Annotated in this window: 16 protein-coding genes; 11 read left to right on the top strand and 5 right to left on the bottom strand. The window is 63.0% G+C overall.

The genetic code is table 11. The features are described 5' to 3' along the window. Positions 1–397: 397 nt before the first annotated feature. The gene (locus ACGLHR_RS25510) at positions 398–1,621 is read right to left on the bottom strand and encodes a hypothetical protein (protein ID WP_400096853.1); all 1,224 of its coding nucleotides are present in this window, start codon (positions 1,619–1,621) and stop codon (positions 398–400) included. Positions 1,622–2,381: 760 nt separating this feature from the next. Here ACGLHR_RS25510 and ACGLHR_RS25505 point away from each other — a divergent pair. The 7 genes from ACGLHR_RS25505 to ACGLHR_RS25475 all read left to right on the top strand — a co-directional run bounded on the left by ACGLHR_RS25505 (position 2,382) and on the right by ACGLHR_RS25475 (position 10,329). Continuing rightward, positions 2,382–4,082 (top strand): multicopper oxidase family protein, encoded by a 1,701-nt coding sequence (locus ACGLHR_RS25505; RefSeq protein WP_400096852.1) that lies wholly within the window; start codon positions 2,382–2,384, stop codon positions 4,080–4,082. 47 nt (positions 4,083–4,129) lie between these two features. Further along, positions 4,130–4,717, top strand: coding sequence for an SCO family protein (locus ACGLHR_RS25500; protein ID WP_400096851.1), 588 nt, complete (start codon positions 4,130–4,132; stop codon positions 4,715–4,717). Positions 4,718–5,532: 815 nt separating this feature from the next. Next, on the top strand, positions 5,533–6,504 hold the full coding sequence (locus ACGLHR_RS25495; protein WP_400096850.1) for a Bug family tripartite tricarboxylate transporter substrate binding protein: 972 nt from the start codon (positions 5,533–5,535) through the stop codon (positions 6,502–6,504). Between the two features lie 11 nt (positions 6,505–6,515). Beyond that, on the top strand, positions 6,516–7,631 hold the full coding sequence (locus ACGLHR_RS25490) for a DSD1 family PLP-dependent enzyme (RefSeq protein ID WP_400096849.1): 1,116 nt from the start codon (positions 6,516–6,518) through the stop codon (positions 7,629–7,631). Between the two features lie 39 nt (positions 7,632–7,670). Next, a complete protein-coding gene (locus ACGLHR_RS25485; RefSeq protein WP_400096848.1) occupies positions 7,671–9,137 on the top strand; it encodes an amidohydrolase family protein in 1,467 nt (488 codons plus the stop codon). Between the two features lies 1 nt (position 9,138). Beyond that, complete coding sequence (locus tag ACGLHR_RS25480) at positions 9,139–9,330, top strand: hypothetical protein (RefSeq protein ID WP_400096847.1); 192 nt, start codon at positions 9,139–9,141, stop codon at positions 9,328–9,330. 45 nt (positions 9,331–9,375) lie between these two features. Continuing rightward, positions 9,376–10,329, top strand: a complete 954-nt coding sequence (locus tag ACGLHR_RS25475) for a LysR family transcriptional regulator (RefSeq protein ID WP_400096846.1) — start codon at positions 9,376–9,378, stop codon at positions 10,327–10,329. A gap of 249 nt (positions 10,330–10,578) precedes the next feature. Here ACGLHR_RS25475 and ACGLHR_RS25470 read toward each other — a convergent pair whose 3' ends face one another. From ACGLHR_RS25470 to ACGLHR_RS25460, 3 genes are all read right to left on the bottom strand, one after another. Then, a complete protein-coding gene (locus ACGLHR_RS25470; RefSeq protein ID WP_400096845.1) occupies positions 10,579–10,983 on the bottom strand; it encodes a cupin domain-containing protein in 405 nt (134 codons plus the stop codon). Positions 10,984–10,987: 4 nt separating this feature from the next. Then, positions 10,988–11,467 carry a carboxymuconolactone decarboxylase family protein gene (locus ACGLHR_RS25465; RefSeq protein WP_400096844.1) on the bottom strand — a complete coding sequence of 160 codons (480 nt, stop codon included), beginning with the start codon at positions 11,465–11,467 and terminating at the stop codon, positions 10,988–10,990. A gap of 188 nt (positions 11,468–11,655) precedes the next feature. Continuing rightward, positions 11,656–12,408, bottom strand: coding sequence for an SDR family oxidoreductase (locus ACGLHR_RS25460; RefSeq protein ID WP_400096843.1), 753 nt, complete (start codon positions 12,406–12,408; stop codon positions 11,656–11,658). A 189-nt stretch (positions 12,409–12,597) separates the two neighbouring features. Here ACGLHR_RS25460 and ACGLHR_RS25455 point away from each other — a divergent pair, with 189 nt between their 5' ends. The 4 genes from ACGLHR_RS25455 to amrS all read left to right on the top strand — a co-directional run bounded on the left by ACGLHR_RS25455 (position 12,598) and on the right by amrS (position 16,854). Then, entirely contained in the window at positions 12,598–14,127 is a 1,530-nt protein-coding gene (locus tag ACGLHR_RS25455) for a PLP-dependent aminotransferase family protein (protein WP_400096842.1), read from the top strand. Positions 14,128–14,292: 165 nt separating this feature from the next. Next, a complete protein-coding gene (locus ACGLHR_RS25450; protein WP_400096841.1) occupies positions 14,293–14,862 on the top strand; it encodes an SRPBCC family protein in 570 nt (189 codons plus the stop codon). Between the two features lie 243 nt (positions 14,863–15,105). After that, entirely contained in the window at positions 15,106–15,585 is a 480-nt protein-coding gene (locus ACGLHR_RS25445; RefSeq protein ID WP_400096840.1) for a YbhB/YbcL family Raf kinase inhibitor-like protein, read from the top strand. A 192-nt stretch (positions 15,586–15,777) separates the two neighbouring features. Beyond that, positions 15,778–16,854, top strand: coding sequence for an AmmeMemoRadiSam system radical SAM enzyme (amrS, locus tag ACGLHR_RS25440; RefSeq protein WP_400096839.1), 1,077 nt, complete (start codon positions 15,778–15,780; stop codon positions 16,852–16,854). 190 nt (positions 16,855–17,044) lie between these two features. Here the strand turns inward: amrS and ACGLHR_RS25435 are convergent, their stop codons facing one another. Further along, on the bottom strand, positions 17,045–17,509 hold the full coding sequence (locus ACGLHR_RS25435) for a cupin domain-containing protein (RefSeq protein WP_400096838.1): 465 nt from the start codon (positions 17,507–17,509) through the stop codon (positions 17,045–17,047). Between the last annotated feature and the right edge of the window lie 58 nt (positions 17,510–17,567).

Raw genomic sequence — 17,567 nt, 5'->3', positions numbered from 1 at the left:
GTGCGGGAGAACTGCACGCACGGTTTGAGCGGCGGACGGAGGCCAGCGCGCAAGCGCGCCTCCTCCGACCCGACACCGGGGAAGCCGGGTAATGCCGGTGGAGGGAAGGGGCCTCAGTCAAGACAGACGCAAGACGTAGTGGGGGACTGGAGGTTAGGCAACCTGTCAACTCCTATCAGTGTTCAGAAGCTGCAGATGGCGTTACACGCGAAAGCGAAGGCAGAAGCCGGTTGCTGCTTCTACGCCCTATACGACAAGATCAGCCGCGACGACATTCTGGTTCACGCCTATGCCCAATGCCGCGCCAACAAGGGCGCGCCGGGTGTGGATGGACAGGACTTCGCGGAAGTCGAAGCGTCTGAGGTGGAACAGTGGCTCGGCAGTTCCGCTTCCCCCTTCAAATCTCATCAAAAATCAGGTTGTGGATTTTCTCCCCCGCAAGGCGGAGCGATGCGAGCGCCGCGAACAGCGCAACGACGCCTAGCGCTTCCAGCACGCTGGCATTGATGGGGCCGTAGGCGATCCGATGGCCACTGTAGTAAATCGCCGGTAAGCTACAGATCGTGCCGGTAAAAACCACTGTCCAACGGCGCGCGTTGCGCCACGCATTGTCAGGGTGCCCACGATGCAAGGCCAGCGGGTTCGGAGTCAAGGCCAACACGGCAAGGGCCAGCAGGAACGGCGCGTGGCCGACGGCATCCACCATACCGAACAGCGGAATCGCAGCGGCAAAAATGGAAATCAGGAAGACAGCGGCGATCCGTGCGGCGACGCCGCCCGCCAGGACCGCAAACGCGGCACAGAATTCGACGAATCCGGCGCTTTGCATAAAGAAGTCCGGGCTGAATCCCATCAGCAAGGCGCGCCCGCTGCCGCATAACAGGGGAAATGTCCATTCTGGATACAGCCATTTTTCGACACCGCCCCACATCAGGGTGAGCGAGGTAGCGATCCGCAGCGCATTGAGCGCGGCTTGCCGCCGGCCCGCATCGGCTTTCGTCGCGCACAGAAGAACGGAAATGCCGATGAAAATCGGATAGTCGAGCAGATGAAACACGCCGAATGTCGCGACGGCGTAGCCGTAGAGCAAGGCAATGCCGAGCCCTGCAAGCGCGGACCGGCCGCTTGCAGCGGCCACCGCAATGCCAAGTTGCAAGGGCGCAAGCCACCATGCGTTCGCCTTCAGTTCGGGTGTAAGGACGACCGGCGTCTCCCTGAAGAACCAGACAATGGCAACAAGGAACGCCGCCATTCCCAGGCGCATGATGGTCGTTGCCTTGTCACCGATGTCGAGATCAATCAGTGCCGCGGGGAACTTGCCAGAAGTCCTGCCGGGTGCCAGCCACGCGTCGATTAACGCGACCGCTGCCATCACGACAACGGCCGCTGTCGCAAGCGCGAGAAAGGGCGAGGAGTCCATTACAGCAAACGGCGACCTGGGCGTATTGTGCAAATCGACATTGGCGAACCACTTAATGTGCGCGTGCGCGGCTTCCGGCAAGCACGGAAACAAGCAGACCAGCAGCCTGACGTCGAAACCCGCGCCCGCGCGGTCGACCCCGAGTTTGAGGATTTGCCCGCGGCCGTATTTGGACCGTGACACGACTCTGGAATTGAACATGGGACTCCTCCTTTTCGAGACAATGGCTAGCCGTAGTGACAGGCGGCCTGAAGCAAGCCGTCTTGCCGCTTCGCAAGGCATCGCAATTCTCCCCGCACCATCCTTTGCGCCGGGCACCGCCAGCACTCGCAGATAGCGTTGTTGTTTTAATAGACGTCCTGCCGCCCCGACGTCAGCGTGCCGCCTTCAGGCAATCGGCACTATTCATCAATAGCCGAGAAGTTCCCTATAGCTCTCGCCGACACCCAATCATTTATTGATTGTCTTTGCCTGCGCCATCCTCCTGACGGATGTATGAGAAATGGGTTCATATGACTTCTGTTTGCATTGAATCATCGATCCGAAGCTGTGCGGGTCCGTGAGGAAGCACGGATCCGTGAGAAGATCGTCGTGGTCAGCGACGACAGCGGATTGCCATGTGCTAGCACGTCCCTGGACAACAGGCGTTCAACCACCGACGAAAGCTTTCCGCAGGTGCCGGCAATGTTCCCATACATTCCTCATCTATCAGAAGGATGGACAAGGCGCGAACATTCAACAAATGATTAGGTGTCGGGGCACAGCTATAAGGGCCTATTCGGTTGATGAATCGTGCCGATGGTCGCGTGAATAGGCCGAGGGTAAATAGGCCGAGGGTAAATAGGCCGAGGAGTCGATGGCCCCGGTGTACCCAGGAGCGGCCGGACCTTCATTAAAGCAACAACGCTGCCGGGGTGGAGCGGCGGTGCGAAACATCAACGATGGCGGGGAGGAACGGGCTATGTCCAAGGTCCCTGGCGGAATGCCCCCGGACACGGGTCGTCGCCGACTGGTGAAATTGGGCGTTGCCACAACAGGCGCGGGACTGCTCTGCGCGCAACCAGGTTCATCAGTTGCAAAAGACGGCGGATCGTCCGATCTCCCGCGCAGCCCACCGACGACCCCTTTTGTCGTCTCGCTGCCGGTGTCTCCTCCCAAGGCGGTGGCGGCACTTGATCCGGCACCAGGCATCAACCCCGGTGTGGGCGAGGTCGGACGCGTGGCGCATCAGCGATGGGACGAATTCTTGCCTAAGAAATTCTACGCATTGCACGTGCGAGAAGAACTGCATTCGTTTCACCCGGAGTTGCCGACGCAACCTATCTGGGGCTATGACGGCAAGCTCCCTGGCCCCACGTTCGTGGCCCGCTACGGCGAGCCAGCGCTGGTGCGCATCTACAACGACTTGCCGTTGAACCATGTCGGATTCGGCATGCCGGAGATCTCCACCCATCTCCATAATGGGCATACCGCGTCCGAAAGCGATGGTTTCCCCGGCGACTGGTACAGTGCGGCAAAAGTTGACCCCAGAGGATTCCTGACGAATCCAGGCCGCTACAAAGACCACCATTACCCGAATATATACGCGGGCGGTGATCCGCGCGAAGCCTTAGGCACGTTGTGGTATCACGATCACCGGATCGATTTTACCGCGCAAAATGTGTACAAAGGCTTGACCGGCTTTTATCTGCTGTTTGATGACATCGATTCCGGCAATGAACATGACGCCAGCCCGAACGCACTACGCTTGCCGAGCGGCGTGGGCGTATATGACATCCCGCTGGTGTTCCAGGACAAGCAATTCGATTCCAGCGGTTTCTTGTTTTTCGACCAATTTAATAGCGATGGCATCCTGGGGGACAAATTTTGCGTCAACGGCAAAGTGCAGCCATTCTTCTCGGTGGAACGCCGCAAGTATCGCTTCCGCCTGCTCGATGGCGGGCCATCACGCTTCTATGAATTCTATTTAAGCTACAACGGAGCTGACCAGGCATTCACGTATATTGCGAACGACGGCAATCTGCTGCCGGCGCCGTTGAGCATGAAGAAAGTCAGGTTAAGCGTGGCCGAGCGCGCGGACATTGTGATCGATTTTTCCCGGTATCCGCTGGGCAGTCAATTATTTCTAGTCAACCGCCTGGAGCAAGTCAATGGCAGGGGACCAACCGGCAATATCCTGTTACCGGGTACGCAAATCCTGCGTTTCGATGTCGAGCGCGAGCCGGCCAGCCCGGACACGAGCCTTGTGCCGGCAAAGCTGCGCGATTTGCCTCCTGTCAATCTTGCGGAGGTGGTCAAGACCAGAACGGTCAGACTCGATCGATCCAACGGGCAATGGACCATTAACGGTGAAATTTTCGACCCCGAGCGGCCGAGCGCATCTCCCAAACAGGGCACCGCTGAGATCTGGGTGATGCAATCAAATGGGGATTGGTCGCATCCATTCCATCTTCATCTTGAGGAAGGACGGATCCTGTCGCGCAATGGCAAGCCGCCGCCGCCGCACGAGCGGGGACGCAAGGACATGTTCGTGGTGGGCCCCGGCGAAGAACTACGCGTGCTTTTTCGGTTTAGAGACTTCTTCGGCAAATACCCGGCGCACTGCCATAACTTGATCCACGAAGACCACGCGATGATGTCGCGCTTTGACATTGTTCCCTAAACTGGGTCTAGGTTGGGCGGCCCTGGCCGATACGCGGAGATGCCATCATGACAACTAGACGTCTTGTACTCAGCGGCCTGGGCGCGGGCGCATTGAGCCCAGTGTTTGCCGCCGCCCCACCTCAGTCTCAGGGGGCCGCGGGCCAGCGCGTAGGCTATTTTCCCAACGCGATTCTCGACACCCACGACGGTCGCAAGGTGCGGTTTTACGATGATCTGATCAAGGGCAAGCTGGTCGTTATCAATATGCTGCTGACTGAATGCGGCGAAGGACTTTGTCCTACTATGACGGCCAACCTGGTGCGCGTGCAAGAGGCCTTGGGCAAGCGCGTTGGTCGCGACATCTTCATGTATTCGATCACGCTGCGGCCGGAGTTTGACACGCCGCTGGTATTGAGGGCGTATGCCAGGCAGTTTGGTGTCAAGCCGGGCTGGACCTTCTTGCGGGGCGAGCCGCAAGACACTGAAATCATTCGGCGCAAGCTGGGATTCTACGACCTGGACCCAAAGGTGGATGCCGATGTGGGGCAACACACCGGCTTGTTGCGCATTGGCGACGAGCCGCATGATCACTGGTGCATGATGCCCGCGCTCAGCTCACCGCGCCAGATCGTGAGTACCATTTTGAGTGTGTAATTTCACCTTGATGATCACTACCGGTAAGCCGAAGTGCATCTTGCACGGCGCCGGCGGCAGCCTGCTCGAGCATCCGAAGGAGCATCGGCTGCACTGCGACCTGGGGCCCGGCGTTCGTTCGAATCGCGGCCTGGGAAGAACCCAGCCTGTTCAGCGCTGGGATACGTTCCGCTTTCCGATCGCTGCGCTGAGCAGGGGTCATGGCGCCTCCTTTCCCCATCAACTGACCGGTCGCGCTTGGCCCGCAATGAGATCACTGCGCTTGTGCATCGCTATCGCGGGTCCCGAAGCGCAGAATGCGGGGCTCGATAGGGACAAGCGCCGTGGGCTGAAATCGAGCTCCCGATGACGTCGTTTGCGGTTGATGATGACCCAACAGAAATCCTCTATTAATCAACAGCTTACGAGGCGCCGACCGCGCTGCTGCTGGGCTTGCGAACCGTCGCACATTGCACCGAAATCAAAGCTACCCCAACGACCTCGGTCAGTAAGTGCATATGCTCTGGGTGCTGCCATCGATGGCCACGCTCGCACCAGCCGTTCGGCGGCCTGGGCCCGAAGTCCGCGGCACTCACCAATTGAAGATCGCTTCCAGTTTTGGGCGATGCCTTCGGCAGCGTAGGGCAGGGGTGTCCCGCTTCTCCAAGAATCCCGAAGTTAGCACGCTGCGACACCGGCTATTCGTAAGCGCGGCTGAATACTGAATGTAGCTGGGGCTAGTTTCTGTTTTGAGTGCGAAGGCTTACCGTTCGCTCACACGCAAGTCGCAAGCGTGTGGTAGCCGGCGGCTCTACCGCCAAAAGGAACCCAGTGCCATGTTTAGACGCCTGTTGCCCCCCATTTTCGTCCTTGCCGTCATGGCCGTCGCCGCGGCGCCAGCCGTCGCGGCCTATCCCGACAAGCCGATCCGCCTGATCGTGCCGTCGGCTCCCGGCGGTGCTCCGGACGCGTTGATGCGGGCCCTCGGTCCACAGTTGGCACAGCAATTGGGCGTGCCCATCGTGATCGACAACAAGCCCGGTGGCTCCTACGTGATCGGCACCATGGACCTGGTGAAGTCCGCACCCGACGGCTACACGCTGGCCTACGGCAATATCGTCTCGCTAGCGACCAACAAGTCGCTGCTGCCCTCGGTACCATATGACGTCGAGAAGGACCTGACACTGATCGCGAACACGCTGCGCCTGTCCAACATGATGATCGTCAACAACAGCGTGCCCGTCAGGACCGTTCCCGAACTGATCGCCTATGCGAAAAAGAACCCGGGCAAGCTGGCCTTCGGATCGGATGGCAACGGCACCACGGCGCACCTGGGCGTCGAACTCTTCAAGGCGATGACCGGCGTCAACATGCTGCATGTGCCCTACCGCGCGGCGACCTCGGCCATCACGGACCTGATCGGCGGTGGCATCCAGCTCATGATGATCAACACGCCGGTTTCCGCGCCGATGGCCCAGACGGGCAAGGTGCGGGCGCTCGGCATCTCATCGGCGCAGCGCTCGGCTGCGTATCCGGACCTTCCCACGATTGCCGAATCCGGCGTGCCCGGATTCGAGGTGTCGGCGTGGGGCGGAATCATCGGCCCAGCCCACATGCCCAAAGATATCGTCACCCGCCTCAACCGCGAGATCCGCATCGCGCTGGAGAGCCCCGCCGTGCGAGAGCGATTCAAGTTGCTGGGGGCGGAAATCGCGCCTAGCACTCCCGAGGAGTTCCTGGATCTCTCCCGCCGCGAGACGCTCAAGTGGGCCAAGATCGTGAAGTTCTCCGGCGCCAAGATCGATTGAAGGAAATCCCCATGAGTCCCTGGAAAGCTGCCCAACCTGGCGATCCCGTCGTTGCCATCGACACACCCGCGCTCGTGCTCGACCTGGATGCGTTCGAGCGCAATCTGAAGCGCATGGCTGACGCATTGCGCGGCAGCAACGTGCGCCTGCGAGCCCACGCCAAGAGCCATAAGTGCCCGGAGATCGCCTTGCGGCAGGTCGCGCTGGGCGCGGTGGGCATCTGCTGCCAGAAGGTCAGCGAGGCAGCCGTGTTCGTGGAAGCGGGCATTGGCGACATTCTGGTCACCAACCAGGTGATCGGCGACGCCAAGCTGCGCCGCCTGGCTCTGCTCGCACGCAAGGCGCGTATCGGCGTGCTGGCCGATCATCCGCGGCAGGTGCAGGCGCTGGCCGCCGCCGCGCAGGCGCATGCCGTCACGCTCGACGTCTACGTCGAGGTCAACGTCGGCGCCAACCGCTGCGGCGTGGCGCCGGGCGACGAGGCGGCGCAGCTGGCCCGGCAGATCACAGGCAGCGCGGGACTGCGCTTCGCCGGGCTGCAGTGCTACCACGGTCCCGCCCAGCATTTGCGGTCGCCGCAGCAACGCACCGCGTCTATCAAAGAGGCCATCGAGGCGGCGCGCATGACGCGCGACGCCATCGAGGCCTGCGGTATCGCGGTCGAGCGTGTCACGGGCGCCGGCACCGGCACTTTCTTGCATGAACGCGACAGCGGCGTCTTCAACGAGCTCCAGGCAGGCTCCTATATATTCCTGGACCGCGACTACGGCGACAACGAACGCGGCGAGGGCGATGTGCCTTTCGAGCACGCATTGTTCGTGCGCACGACCGTCATGAGCCGGGCGACTCCGCAGCGCGCGATCGTGGATGCCGGCCTGAAGGCGTCGAGCGTGGATTCGGGCATGCCCGCCGTCTGGCAGCGGCCCGACCTGCGCTATGTGAAGGCCGCCGACGAACATGGCGTCCTGGCCACCGGCGATGCGGCCGCAGTGTCGCTGGGCGAAGCGCTGATGCTGGTGCCGGGCCACTGCGACCCGACCGTCAATCTCTACGACGAACTGGTGTGCGTGCGCGGCGACAGAGTGGAGGCCCTTTGGCCGGTTGCCGCGCGCGGCGCGCTGTTGTGAGCGCCGGTGTGCGCCACGGAAGTTTCTTTAGGAAGTCCCATGCACGAAAAATTTGATCTGCTGATCCGCAACGCGAGCATCGTGGACGGCACGGGTGCGCCGCGTTACGCGGGTGACATCGGCATCCGCGGCGACCGCATCGCCCGCATCGGCGATTTGTGGAGCGCGCGCGGCGAGTTGGAGATCGACCTCAAAGGCCGCATCGCGGCCCCGGGCTTCATCGACGCCCACACACACGACGACCGCCTGATGCTGTCCAGCCCCGACATGGCGCCCAAGGTCAGCCAGGGCATCACCACGGTAATCGCGGGCAACTGCGGCATCTCGCTCGCGCCGATGCCACGGCCGATCCCGCAGCCGGTCACGCCGCCACTAAACCTGCTCGACGAGAAGGGCGACTGGTTCGCTTTCCCCACATTTGCCTCCTACATCGCGGCGCTGCGCGGCAAGCCCGCGGCCACCAACTGCGCCTTGCTGGTGGGTCACACCACGCTGCGCGTAGCGACCGTGGATGATCTGGAGCAGCCGGCATCGCGGGCGCAGATCGAGCAGATGCGCAGCCTGGTGTACGAAGCGCTGGAAGCCGGCGCCATCGGCGTCTCGACCGGCCTGTTCTATGAGCCCTCGATCGCGGCACCGACCGAGGAGGTGATCGACGTCTGCGGCCCGCTCAAGGCATTCGGCGGCGTGTACTGCACCCATATGCGTGATGAGGCGGACCGGGTGATCGATTCGCTGGAGGAAACCTTCCGCATTGGCCGCGAGGTCGGCGTGCCGGTGGTGATCTCGCACCTCAAGGTGGTCGGCGAAAGGAACAAGGGCCGGTCGCAGGAAGCGCTGTCCTTCATTGAGCGGAACATGGCGACTCAGCCGATCTGCATCGACTGCTATCCCTACACCGCCGGCTCCACGGTCCTGTCGGCAGACCGCGCGGCCAGTTCGACTCGCGTCATCGTGAGCTGGTCGAAGGCGCTCCCGGAATTCGCCGGGCAGGATCTAGACGCCATCGCCCGAAAGCTGGGCGTGGACCAGGACGAAGCGATCCGCCGCCTAAGCCCCGCGGGCGGGATTTACTTTCGGCTGGACGAAGCCGACGTGCAGCGCATCCTGAAGCACGACAAAGTCATGATCGGCTCGGACGGCCTGCCGCACGACGCATCTCCGCATCCGCGTCTGTGGGGGAGTTTCCCCCGCGTGCTGGGCCACTACGGCCGGACCCTCGGCTTGTTCCCCCTGGAGACTGCCGTGCGCAAGATGACCGGTCTCACCGCGGAGAATTTCGGCCTGAAGGACCGCGGCGTGCTCAAGGAAGGCGCGTTCGCCGACCTGGCCCTGTTCGACGCCGACACCATCGACGCGGCCGCCACCTACGAGGCGCCGATGGCTCCGGCGCATGGTATCGATACGGTCATCGTCAACGGCGCCCTCGTCTGGCAAGGCGGGCGGTCGACCGGCGCGCGGCCAGGGCGGGTGCTGGCGCGCGAGCCGCAGGAAGCGCAGAGCTGACATGCCAATGGTGGAACAACTGGAAACGCCCGCGTTGCTGCTCGACGAGGCGCGGATGAATCTCAACATCGAACGCATGCGCAACCGCGTGCGGCAGTTGGGCGTTTCCTTCCGCCCATTTCAAGACGAACAAGTGCTTAGATGCGACGCGCCGTATGAGGAGCGCGGCTGCGGCAGCATGGCCGAGTGCTAACGCGGGAGTCGACGATGCGGGGGGGACGGGCGTAACATTCGGGCCATGCCACATGACATCAACGACTTGCGCTTTTTTGTCACCATCACCGAGAGCGGCTCCCTGGCGGAGGCGGCGCGCCGGCTGGACGTGACACCTTCGGCGGTATCGCAGCGGCTACAGCAGCTGGAGTTGAACCTCGGCACCCAGCTGGCCCACCGCAGCACACGGCGCTTCAGCCTGACCGAGGAGGGCGAGTTGTTCCATGCCGGCGCCGTCGCGCTGCTGGCGGACCTGGATGCCCTGGTTGACACGGTGCGCGAGCGCTCGGGTGACGTGGCTGGCACGCTGCATGTCTGCGGCCCGCTCGGTTTCGGCCGGCACTACCTGGCGGGGGCCATCGCTGACTTCCACACACAGCATCCCAAGCTGATGGTGTCGTTGACGCTCAGCGACGTCGTGTCCGCGGCAGAGGCCAATCGGTTCGACCTGATCGTCCATATCGGCAGCCTGCCGGATTCGAGCATGGTCGCTTACCCGATCGCCCCGAACTCGCGGCTGCTCTGCGCATCCCCGCGCTATCTCGCGCGCCGCCCCGCGCCGCATGAACCCAAGGACCTGGCGCGACACGACTGCATCGTGCTGCGCGAGAACCATGAGGACGTGACCCTTTGGCGCTTTCGCAAGCTGCGCACTGAAGCCGCCGTGCGCGTGCCTGCGATCCTGAGCACCAACGACGGCGAGGTCGCCCGACAATGGGCGCTCGAGGGCAAGGGCGTGATCTTGCGGTCGGAATGGGACGTGGCCGAAAGCCTGGCCTCCGGCCGCCTTGTGCGTCTGCTGCCCGACTGGGTCTTACCGGATGCGGACGTTGTGGCGCTGATCGCGAGCCGCGCGCGCTTGTCGGCGCGGGTCAAGCTGTTCCTCTCCTTCCTGCAGTCACGCTTCAAACCCCAGCCGCCGTGGCGGGAGAGCGCCCCAAAGCGGGGGCTAAGATCAGGTCTTCCCTCAAGAGGATAGTGAGCCACTTACCCAGGCGATGGCCCGGCGATGCGGCGATCAGCAGATCGCGGCGCGAGGGATTCGTTGTCGACATGCTCATGATCCTGCTCACGTCTTGCGTCGAATGGCAGAGAGCCGCCCTCGGTCGCGTGCGGACCGGCGGATCGCCTCTGGAAAACAGGGCGCGCGGCAAGAACACTGCGGCGGAGCCATTCCTACCCGCAGGAAGGTGCACCGGCGTTGCCGGTGCCTGCGTGAACGACTCGGCTACTTCACCGGGGTCAGGATGGGGGCGCCCTTCTTTTTGATCAGGAACACGACAAACTTTGCTGGCTGTGTATTGCTGGCGTTGCGTCCGACGGTGTGGATATCGTTGGGACGTTCGTGGAAGGTTTCGCCCGCCTTGAGCGTCACCTCCTTGCCGCCCCTGACGCCCATGACGATGCTGCCCTCGAGCACATAGACGAAGGCGTGCGCGTCATGGCGATGTACGGGATCGACGGCGCCTGGCGGATATTCCACCATGATCATCGTGGCCTCCTTCCCCGGGTACTCGGGCAACGCCTCCGTGAGCAAGGGCGCGACACTTGCCTCCGGCGCGGCGGCGGCCGGCTGTGCAACCATGAGGCACGACACCATCAGGGTTACCGCAATAGATGCGACCGTCTTCATGGCATCACTCCAGATTGGCTTTGTCGAGCCCGAATGCCTTGTCGGACGAACCGGGCACCATGCGGAACGCCACGTTCAGTCGGTTCCAGCTGTTGATCGCGCCCACGAGGAACGTGAGATCCGACAGCTCCTTCTCGGAGTACTGGGTACGCACGTGGTCGTAGATATCGTCGGGCACGCCCTGGACGGGAAGGTTGGTCAGCACCTCGGTCCATGCCAGCGCGGCGCGTTCGCGCGGCGAGAACAGCGTCGACTCGCGCCAGATCGCCACGTGATGCAGGCGCAGTTCGCGCTCGCCGTGGATCTTCGCCATCTTGATATGCATGTCGACGCAGAAAGCGCAGCCATTGAGCTGCGATGCGCGAATCTCGACGAGCTCGCGAATGGGCTGTTCGATCGTGGTGTTCTGAAACAGCGCGCTGAACTCCATGAGCTTCTTGGACAGTTCCGGGGATTGCTGAAAGTAGTTAAGCCGTTGCGTCATGATTCTCTCCTGGTTAGATGACCGAGATTGTGTTTGGTGGCGCTTCGTGGCGGATCTCGCAGAAGCTCGCCGGTACGTCTTTGAGCGCCTCGAATGCGCCCGTCAAACTAGTTGTGCTCGACAACGGAGTGATGCGCGGATCCGAGCGTTGCACGAAGGGATGGACGTCGCGGGATAGCAGCTTGCAATCAACCTCCTTTAGCCTGCGCGAGCCACTGGTCGAGACTGATGCGGCCGATACGCGCGTCACCGAGCGGCACAAGTGACAGTTCCTCGACCTGGCCGCCGTAGTACCGTGCATCGCGATCCGTCACGACCGGACGTGCGTCGCCTACCGATTTCAGATAACGCGTGATGATCGCCGCGAAGGGCGCGCGGTCCGGGCCGGCGATTTCGACGGTGTCGTTCAGCGGTGCCGCAAGCGCGATCTGCGAGAGGATCGCCGCGATGTCGTCCGCGGCGATCGGCTGAAACAGTCCGTCGCCGACGCGCACGGTGCCGCCGTCCGTACTGAAATCTGCGATGCCGCCGATGAACTCCATGAACTGTGTCGCGCGCACGATCGTGTACGGCACGCCCGCCGCTTCGATCGCCTCTTCCTGCGCGACCTTGGCGGTGAAATATGCGTTCTCCGGCATGCGGTCGGCGCCGACGATTGACAGCGCGACGTGATGGCGCACGCCTGCGGCCACTTCGGCCTTGCCGAGATTGCGCGCCGAGGTGCGGAAGAAGTCGAGCACCGCCTGCGGCTCCCATGACGGCGCGTTCGTCACATCCACTACGACGTCCGCGCCCACTAGTGCGTTGCTCAGGCCGTCGCCCGTCACGGTATTGACACCGCTACGCGGCGATGCGGCTAGCGCCGTATGGCCTGCCTTGGTGAGCAGCGATACGAGACGCGAGCCGATCAGGCCGGAACCACCGATTACGACGATCTTCATGGCAGATTCTCCAGATAAGAGTTGATGAACGCGCGGGGCGCTTGGCAGGCGCGGTATCGCGTGAAAGTGTCCGTCTGCGTCGCATTGCTTGACGCCATTGTGGAATAATCATGGCCTATAGAAAAGGGCCAAGAATTGTCGATATGACTAGTCCAAGTCGTTTCCGCTCCCCCATGCCCGCGAACCGTCATGACCGTACCGACTCCCACATTGACCATTGAAGTCGATCGGCAGCAGCAGTTGCCGATCTATCTGCAGATTTGCGAGCGTTTCCGGACGGCGATCGCGGCAGGGCATCTGCGTCCCGGCGATCGCGTGCCCGCGTTGCGCAGCCTCGCCATGCAACTGAACACGGCGCGCGGCACAGTCGAACTGGCCTACACGATCCTCGTCGACGAGGGCTACCTGCAGATGCGCGGTGCCGCGGGCACGTTCGTATCGCCGTCGCTACCGGCTTCGGTGATGCGCTCGTCATATGGGCAAGGCCTCCAGAACGCGCATGGCAGGCAGGGCACTGAAGGACCAGGCACGCCGAAGACGCCAGACGCATCGCGCGGTGGTCAACCGGCGCCGCGCCAGCTGGCTATCACCGTCGCCATGAGCGGCGAGCCGCGGCCGTTGCAACCAGGGCTGCCCGCGCTCGACGCGTTTCCGCGCAAGGCATGGAACCGGCTCGTTTTGCGTCGCGCGCGTAGCGGCGAACGCGCGGAGCTCGCGTACCCGGATCCGGCTGGCTATCGGCCGCTGCGCGAACACATCGCCACCTATCTCGGGCTGTCGCGCGGCGTAACCTGTCTGCCGGAACAGGTGTTCGTTACCGGCGGCTACCGCGCGGCGCTCGAACTCGTGTTGCGCAGTCTCGCGCGCCCGAACGATCGCATGTGGTTCGAGGATCCCGGCTATCTGCTCGCGCGCAACTTTCTGGCCGAGACTGGCGTGCAGCTCGTGCCGGTGCCGGTGGATGGCGAAGGGATCGACGTCGAGCGCGGCATACAACTGGATCCGCAGGCGCGCTTCGCACTGGTCACGCCATCGCATCAGAGCCCGCTCGGGCACACGCTGTCGCTCGCAAGACGTATGGCGCTGCTGGATTGGGCAGAGAAAGCGTCTCGCTGGATCATCGAAGATGACTACGACAGCGAGTTCCGTTATCTGGGCCGGCCATTGCCGGCTTTGAAGAGCCTCGACCGGCACGATCGCGTGATCTATTGCGGCACGTTCAGCAAGGTGATGTTTCCCGGTTTGCGGCTCGCGTATGCGGTGGTGCCGGAGCGCGCTGTCGAGCGCGTTGGGCGGGTGGCGTGCAGCATGAACGCCGGCTCGCCGACGCTATTTCAGGCTGCCGTGGCAGATTTCATTGCGCAGGGGCATTTTGCGCGGCACATGAAGCGGATGCGTGCGTTGTACGGACAGCGGCGCATGCTGATCGCGCACGCGCTGGAGCAGGCGTTTGGCGCGCGGTTGATTGTCGATTTGCCACCCGGTGGGATCCAGTTCGCGGTGCAATTCGCCGAAGGCCCCAATGGCCCGGTCGACGATGTTGCCGTCGCCTCGCGTGCGCGCGAGGCGGGGCTTGGGGTGCTGCCACTTTCGATCTGGTACGCGTATGGCCGTATGCGGCGCACGCCGCGCGGCCTCGTGATGGGCTTCGCGAACATCGTCGATGCGGGTGAAGCGGGCCGTCTCGCACGAACGTTGCGCGCGTGCCTGGACGGCTGACGCGCAGGGCATGGGCCCAGAGACCCCAATACGGAGACCGCGCCAGCGAGGGCCGACCAGGGCGCCCGCGGCAGGGCGGCAGGCCGCGGCCCTGCCGCGCATCCAGGCCGCTACACTGGATGTATCGCGCTATGCGCGCCGGGGCGCGCCATTTGCCCCGCTGCCATGACGTTACGCAACACACTGTCCTGGGTGCTGGTGGTGATGGCCGCCGTCGCGGTGGCATGGTTTATGCCTCTACCCTCGCAGGACGTCACGCGCATCCACAGCGAGATAACGATCGCCCGCCCGCCAGCGGTCGTGTTCGATTACGTCTCCACCCCAGACAACTGGCCGGCATGGCATCCCTCGTCGCTTGCCGTCAGGGGTGCCACGGATCATCCGCTGGGCCCCGGCGAGCGCGTCACCGAAACCTTTCTGGTGGCGGGCGGTGGCGGCGTAGTGATCTGGACCGTGACAGACCGCCGCCGCCCGGCCGCATGGGTAATCGAAGGCGAGATCGAGGGCCGCAAGGCAGGCACCATTGCCTACACGCTCACCGCGCAGGGGCAGGGTACGCGCTTTGAGCGCGACTTCAGCTATACCTCTCCCACCCTGGTCTTCGCCGTGCTGAACCAGCTGATGCTGCACCGGCGTATCGAGGCGGAATCCACCGAGACGCTCAACCGGCTGAAAGCACGGCTGGAGGGCGGGGCGCCTGCGTCAGGCACAAAGCGGCCCGGATTCCCGTCATAGTTCACTGGCCGCAGGCGCCGCTCGCGCTTGCATCGCCCCCGAATCTGCACTAAGTTGGAACGGTCGGCCGGGCTCCCGGCCGCGTGTACCGCGCCAGCATCACAAGCGGATTCGAGGCCGGCGCCATGAAAGTGTGGCGCAACGATGGCGGAGCACGATGCTGTGCCAAATGTTTTTCTTTCGCTGCTGCTGACGTGGGCCGGTGTATTCGCACCGGCACTTCATGCTCAGACGAGGACAGTCATGCCCCTCACCCTGACCTCCACGGCGTTCGCCCATGGCGGCGAGATTCCCGGTAAGCTGACCTGCGAAGGCGCCGATATGTCGCCGCCGCTGGCATGGACAGGCATGCCGCCCGGCACGCGCAGCCTGGCCCTAATCGTCGACGATCCCGACGCGCCGGATCCGGCCGCGCCGAGCATGACGTGGGTGCACTGGGTGCTGTACAACCTTCCGCCCGAGTCGGGGGCTCTGGCCGAAGGCGTGGCGCCGGCCAGCCTGCCGGCGGGCACCCGCGAGGGCCACAACGACTGGCATCGCACCGGCTACAGCGGGCCCTGCCCGCCAATCGGCCGTCATCGCTACTTCCACAAGCTCTATGCGCTCGATGTGGTGCTGCCGGACCTGGGCAAGCCCAACAAGGCGGCGCTGGAGCGGGCCATGCACGGGCATGTGCTGGCGCACGCGGAACTGGTCGGCACCTACAAGAAGCTCAGGCGCTAGCGGGGCCAGCGCCCGGATATGGCGCGCCGGGCAGCTTTCCCTAGCTGCTTATCTTGGGTGGGTTGGGGCGCAGACTGGATCAGTTCGATAGATAGTTACGTAATGCGAGCTTGTCGCTTTGGATACACCCTAGCGATCCACCCGACACGGCGCCCAGTTTTTTTTGGACCAACCGTCAGCGCTGTCACTGCCATGAAGGAAGCTCTTTACCCCGGCCGTTACTGGCATTTCCTGGATGATGGACGTATCCAGTGCGACCTGTGTCCGCGCAACTGTCGCCTGCACGCCGACCAGCGCGGCGCCTGCTTCGTGCGCCAGCGGGTCGGTGATCAGATGATCCTTACCGCCTATGGCCGCTCATCGGGTTTCTGCATCGATCCGATCGAGAAGAAGCCGCTCAACCACTTCTACCCTGGCACCAGCGTCCTGTCCTTCGGCACGGCGGGCTGCAACCTGGCATGCAAGTTTTGTCAGAACTGGGACATCAGTAAATCGCGCGAGATGGAGACGCTCGCCGACGTGGCCAAGCCCGAAGCGATCGGCGAGGCGGCAGCGGCCTATGGCTGCAAAAGCGTGGCCTTCACCTATAACGACCCGGTGATCTTCGCCGAATACGCCATGGACGTGGCCGACGCCTGCCACAAGCGGGGCATCATGACGGTGGCGGTGACCGCCGGCTACATGGGTGCACAAGCACGGCGCGACTTCTACGCCAAGATGGATGCGGCGAACGTCGACTTGAAGGCCTTCACCGACGAATTTTATTTCAAGCTCACCGGGGCTCGCTTGCAGCCGGTATTGGAGACGCTCAAGTATCTGAAGCATGAGACCGATGTTTGGCTCGAAGTCACAACGCTGCTCATTCCCGGCAAGAACGACAGCAATGACGAAATTCGCGCTGAGGTGCAGTGGATCGCGAAGGAACTTGGCAGCGACGTACCGCTGCATTTCACGGCGTTCCATCCCGACTACAAAATGACCGATGTGCCGCCGACGCCGTCCCCCACGCTTGCCCGTGCGCGCGAGATCGCGCCTGCGGAAGGACTGCAATACGTCTACACCGGTAACGTCCATGACGCCGACGGCGCCACTACCTACTGCCCAGCGTGTCACACGCCGCTCATCGTGCGCGACTGGCATGACATCGAAGATTACCGCCTGACTCACGCAGGCACCTGTCCCGACTGCTTCGCGACGATTGCAGGGCGGTTCGAACAGTTCGACCGCCAGTTCGGCCGCCGGCGAATTCCAATTCGCATCGGGATGTAGACCCTCCGGCAAAAGGTTCCAACCGCGCTGTGATCACGAATGCTGCGTGTGCTTTCGCAGGCGCTCGTACAGGAATTTATGCCAGCATGCTTTCCAGCGAGGGGATGGGCCAGAAAAAGCCTGGGCGCGAAGTCGGACGGTCAATTCCTCCATATCGTCGCCGCGATGCAGTCCGGTCCCTTTCTGCGCCTCACGGTACCAGCTGGATGTCGCCCGGAGCCTGTGGCGGCAGCTTGATCGCGAGGACCTTGAATTCGCCGCTGGTCGGTACGGATCCAGCATGAACCGTGCCTTTCGGGATAACGATCAGGTCGCCGGCGTGGACTTGGCGCTGCTCGTTCCCCAACCAGAACGTGCCACTTCCCGAGATGACATACTGGATTTCATCGGAGCCCATATGCGTATGCTTGGGCACGTTGCCGGCTTGCACCGCGATGGTTCCAGACGGCGTCGCGACTAGGCCCTTTGTCCGCAAAGTCCCCAAGTTCGGAACCTGTGCGCCGATTTCGGCATCGGTCATGGCCGCCAGGTCTATGATCTGGGCCGATATCGTCGATGGCGGCGTCTGAGCCCCTGCCGGCGTGGTCAGGTGGGATGCAAAAAGGCCGCAAGCAAACGCGGCCGGAATAGCTGCAAGCGAGGCATAGCGATGCATGGTCTTTTCTCCTTTCGTTTTGTCTTTTTGTCTGCGCGTGTTATGCAACGCCACAGCA

The organism is Cupriavidus sp. CuC1 (genome assembly GCF_044627735.1).
GTDB lineage: Bacteria > Pseudomonadota > Gammaproteobacteria > Burkholderiales > Burkholderiaceae > Cupriavidus > Cupriavidus ulmosensis.
This window is presented reverse-complemented; position numbering and strand designations above follow the sequence as displayed.

What these genes read in the sequence shown, in the direction of transcription:
- ACGLHR_RS25510 (WP_400096853.1), bottom strand. Translation starts at nt 1,621, where the DNA reads ATGTTCAATTCCAGAGTCGTGTCACGGTCCAAATACGGCCGCGGGCAA.
- ACGLHR_RS25505 (WP_400096852.1), top strand. Translation starts at nt 2,382, where the DNA reads ATGTCCAAGGTCCCTGGCGGAATGCCCCCGGACACGGGTCGTCGCCGA.
- ACGLHR_RS25500 (WP_400096851.1), top strand. Translation starts at nt 4,130, where the DNA reads ATGACAACTAGACGTCTTGTACTCAGCGGCCTGGGCGCGGGCGCATTG.
- ACGLHR_RS25495 (WP_400096850.1), top strand. Translation starts at nt 5,533, where the DNA reads ATGTTTAGACGCCTGTTGCCCCCCATTTTCGTCCTTGCCGTCATGGCC.
- ACGLHR_RS25490 (WP_400096849.1), top strand. Translation starts at nt 6,516, where the DNA reads ATGAGTCCCTGGAAAGCTGCCCAACCTGGCGATCCCGTCGTTGCCATC.
- ACGLHR_RS25485 (WP_400096848.1), top strand. Translation starts at nt 7,671, where the DNA reads ATGCACGAAAAATTTGATCTGCTGATCCGCAACGCGAGCATCGTGGAC.
- ACGLHR_RS25480 (WP_400096847.1), top strand. Translation starts at nt 9,139, where the DNA reads ATGCCAATGGTGGAACAACTGGAAACGCCCGCGTTGCTGCTCGACGAG.
- ACGLHR_RS25475 (WP_400096846.1), top strand. Translation starts at nt 9,376, where the DNA reads ATGCCACATGACATCAACGACTTGCGCTTTTTTGTCACCATCACCGAG.
- ACGLHR_RS25470 (WP_400096845.1), bottom strand. Translation starts at nt 10,983, where the DNA reads ATGAAGACGGTCGCATCTATTGCGGTAACCCTGATGGTGTCGTGCCTC.
- ACGLHR_RS25465 (WP_400096844.1), bottom strand. Translation starts at nt 11,467, where the DNA reads ATGACGCAACGGCTTAACTACTTTCAGCAATCCCCGGAACTGTCCAAG.
- ACGLHR_RS25460 (WP_400096843.1), bottom strand. Translation starts at nt 12,408, where the DNA reads ATGAAGATCGTCGTAATCGGTGGTTCCGGCCTGATCGGCTCGCGTCTC.
- ACGLHR_RS25455 (WP_400096842.1), top strand. Translation starts at nt 12,598, where the DNA reads ATGACCGTACCGACTCCCACATTGACCATTGAAGTCGATCGGCAGCAG.
- ACGLHR_RS25450 (WP_400096841.1), top strand. Translation starts at nt 14,293, where the DNA reads ATGACGTTACGCAACACACTGTCCTGGGTGCTGGTGGTGATGGCCGCC.
- ACGLHR_RS25445 (WP_400096840.1), top strand. Translation starts at nt 15,106, where the DNA reads ATGCCCCTCACCCTGACCTCCACGGCGTTCGCCCATGGCGGCGAGATT.
- amrS (WP_400096839.1), top strand. Translation starts at nt 15,778, where the DNA reads ATGAAGGAAGCTCTTTACCCCGGCCGTTACTGGCATTTCCTGGATGAT.
- ACGLHR_RS25435 (WP_400096838.1), bottom strand. Translation starts at nt 17,509, where the DNA reads ATGCATCGCTATGCCTCGCTTGCAGCTATTCCGGCCGCGTTTGCTTGC.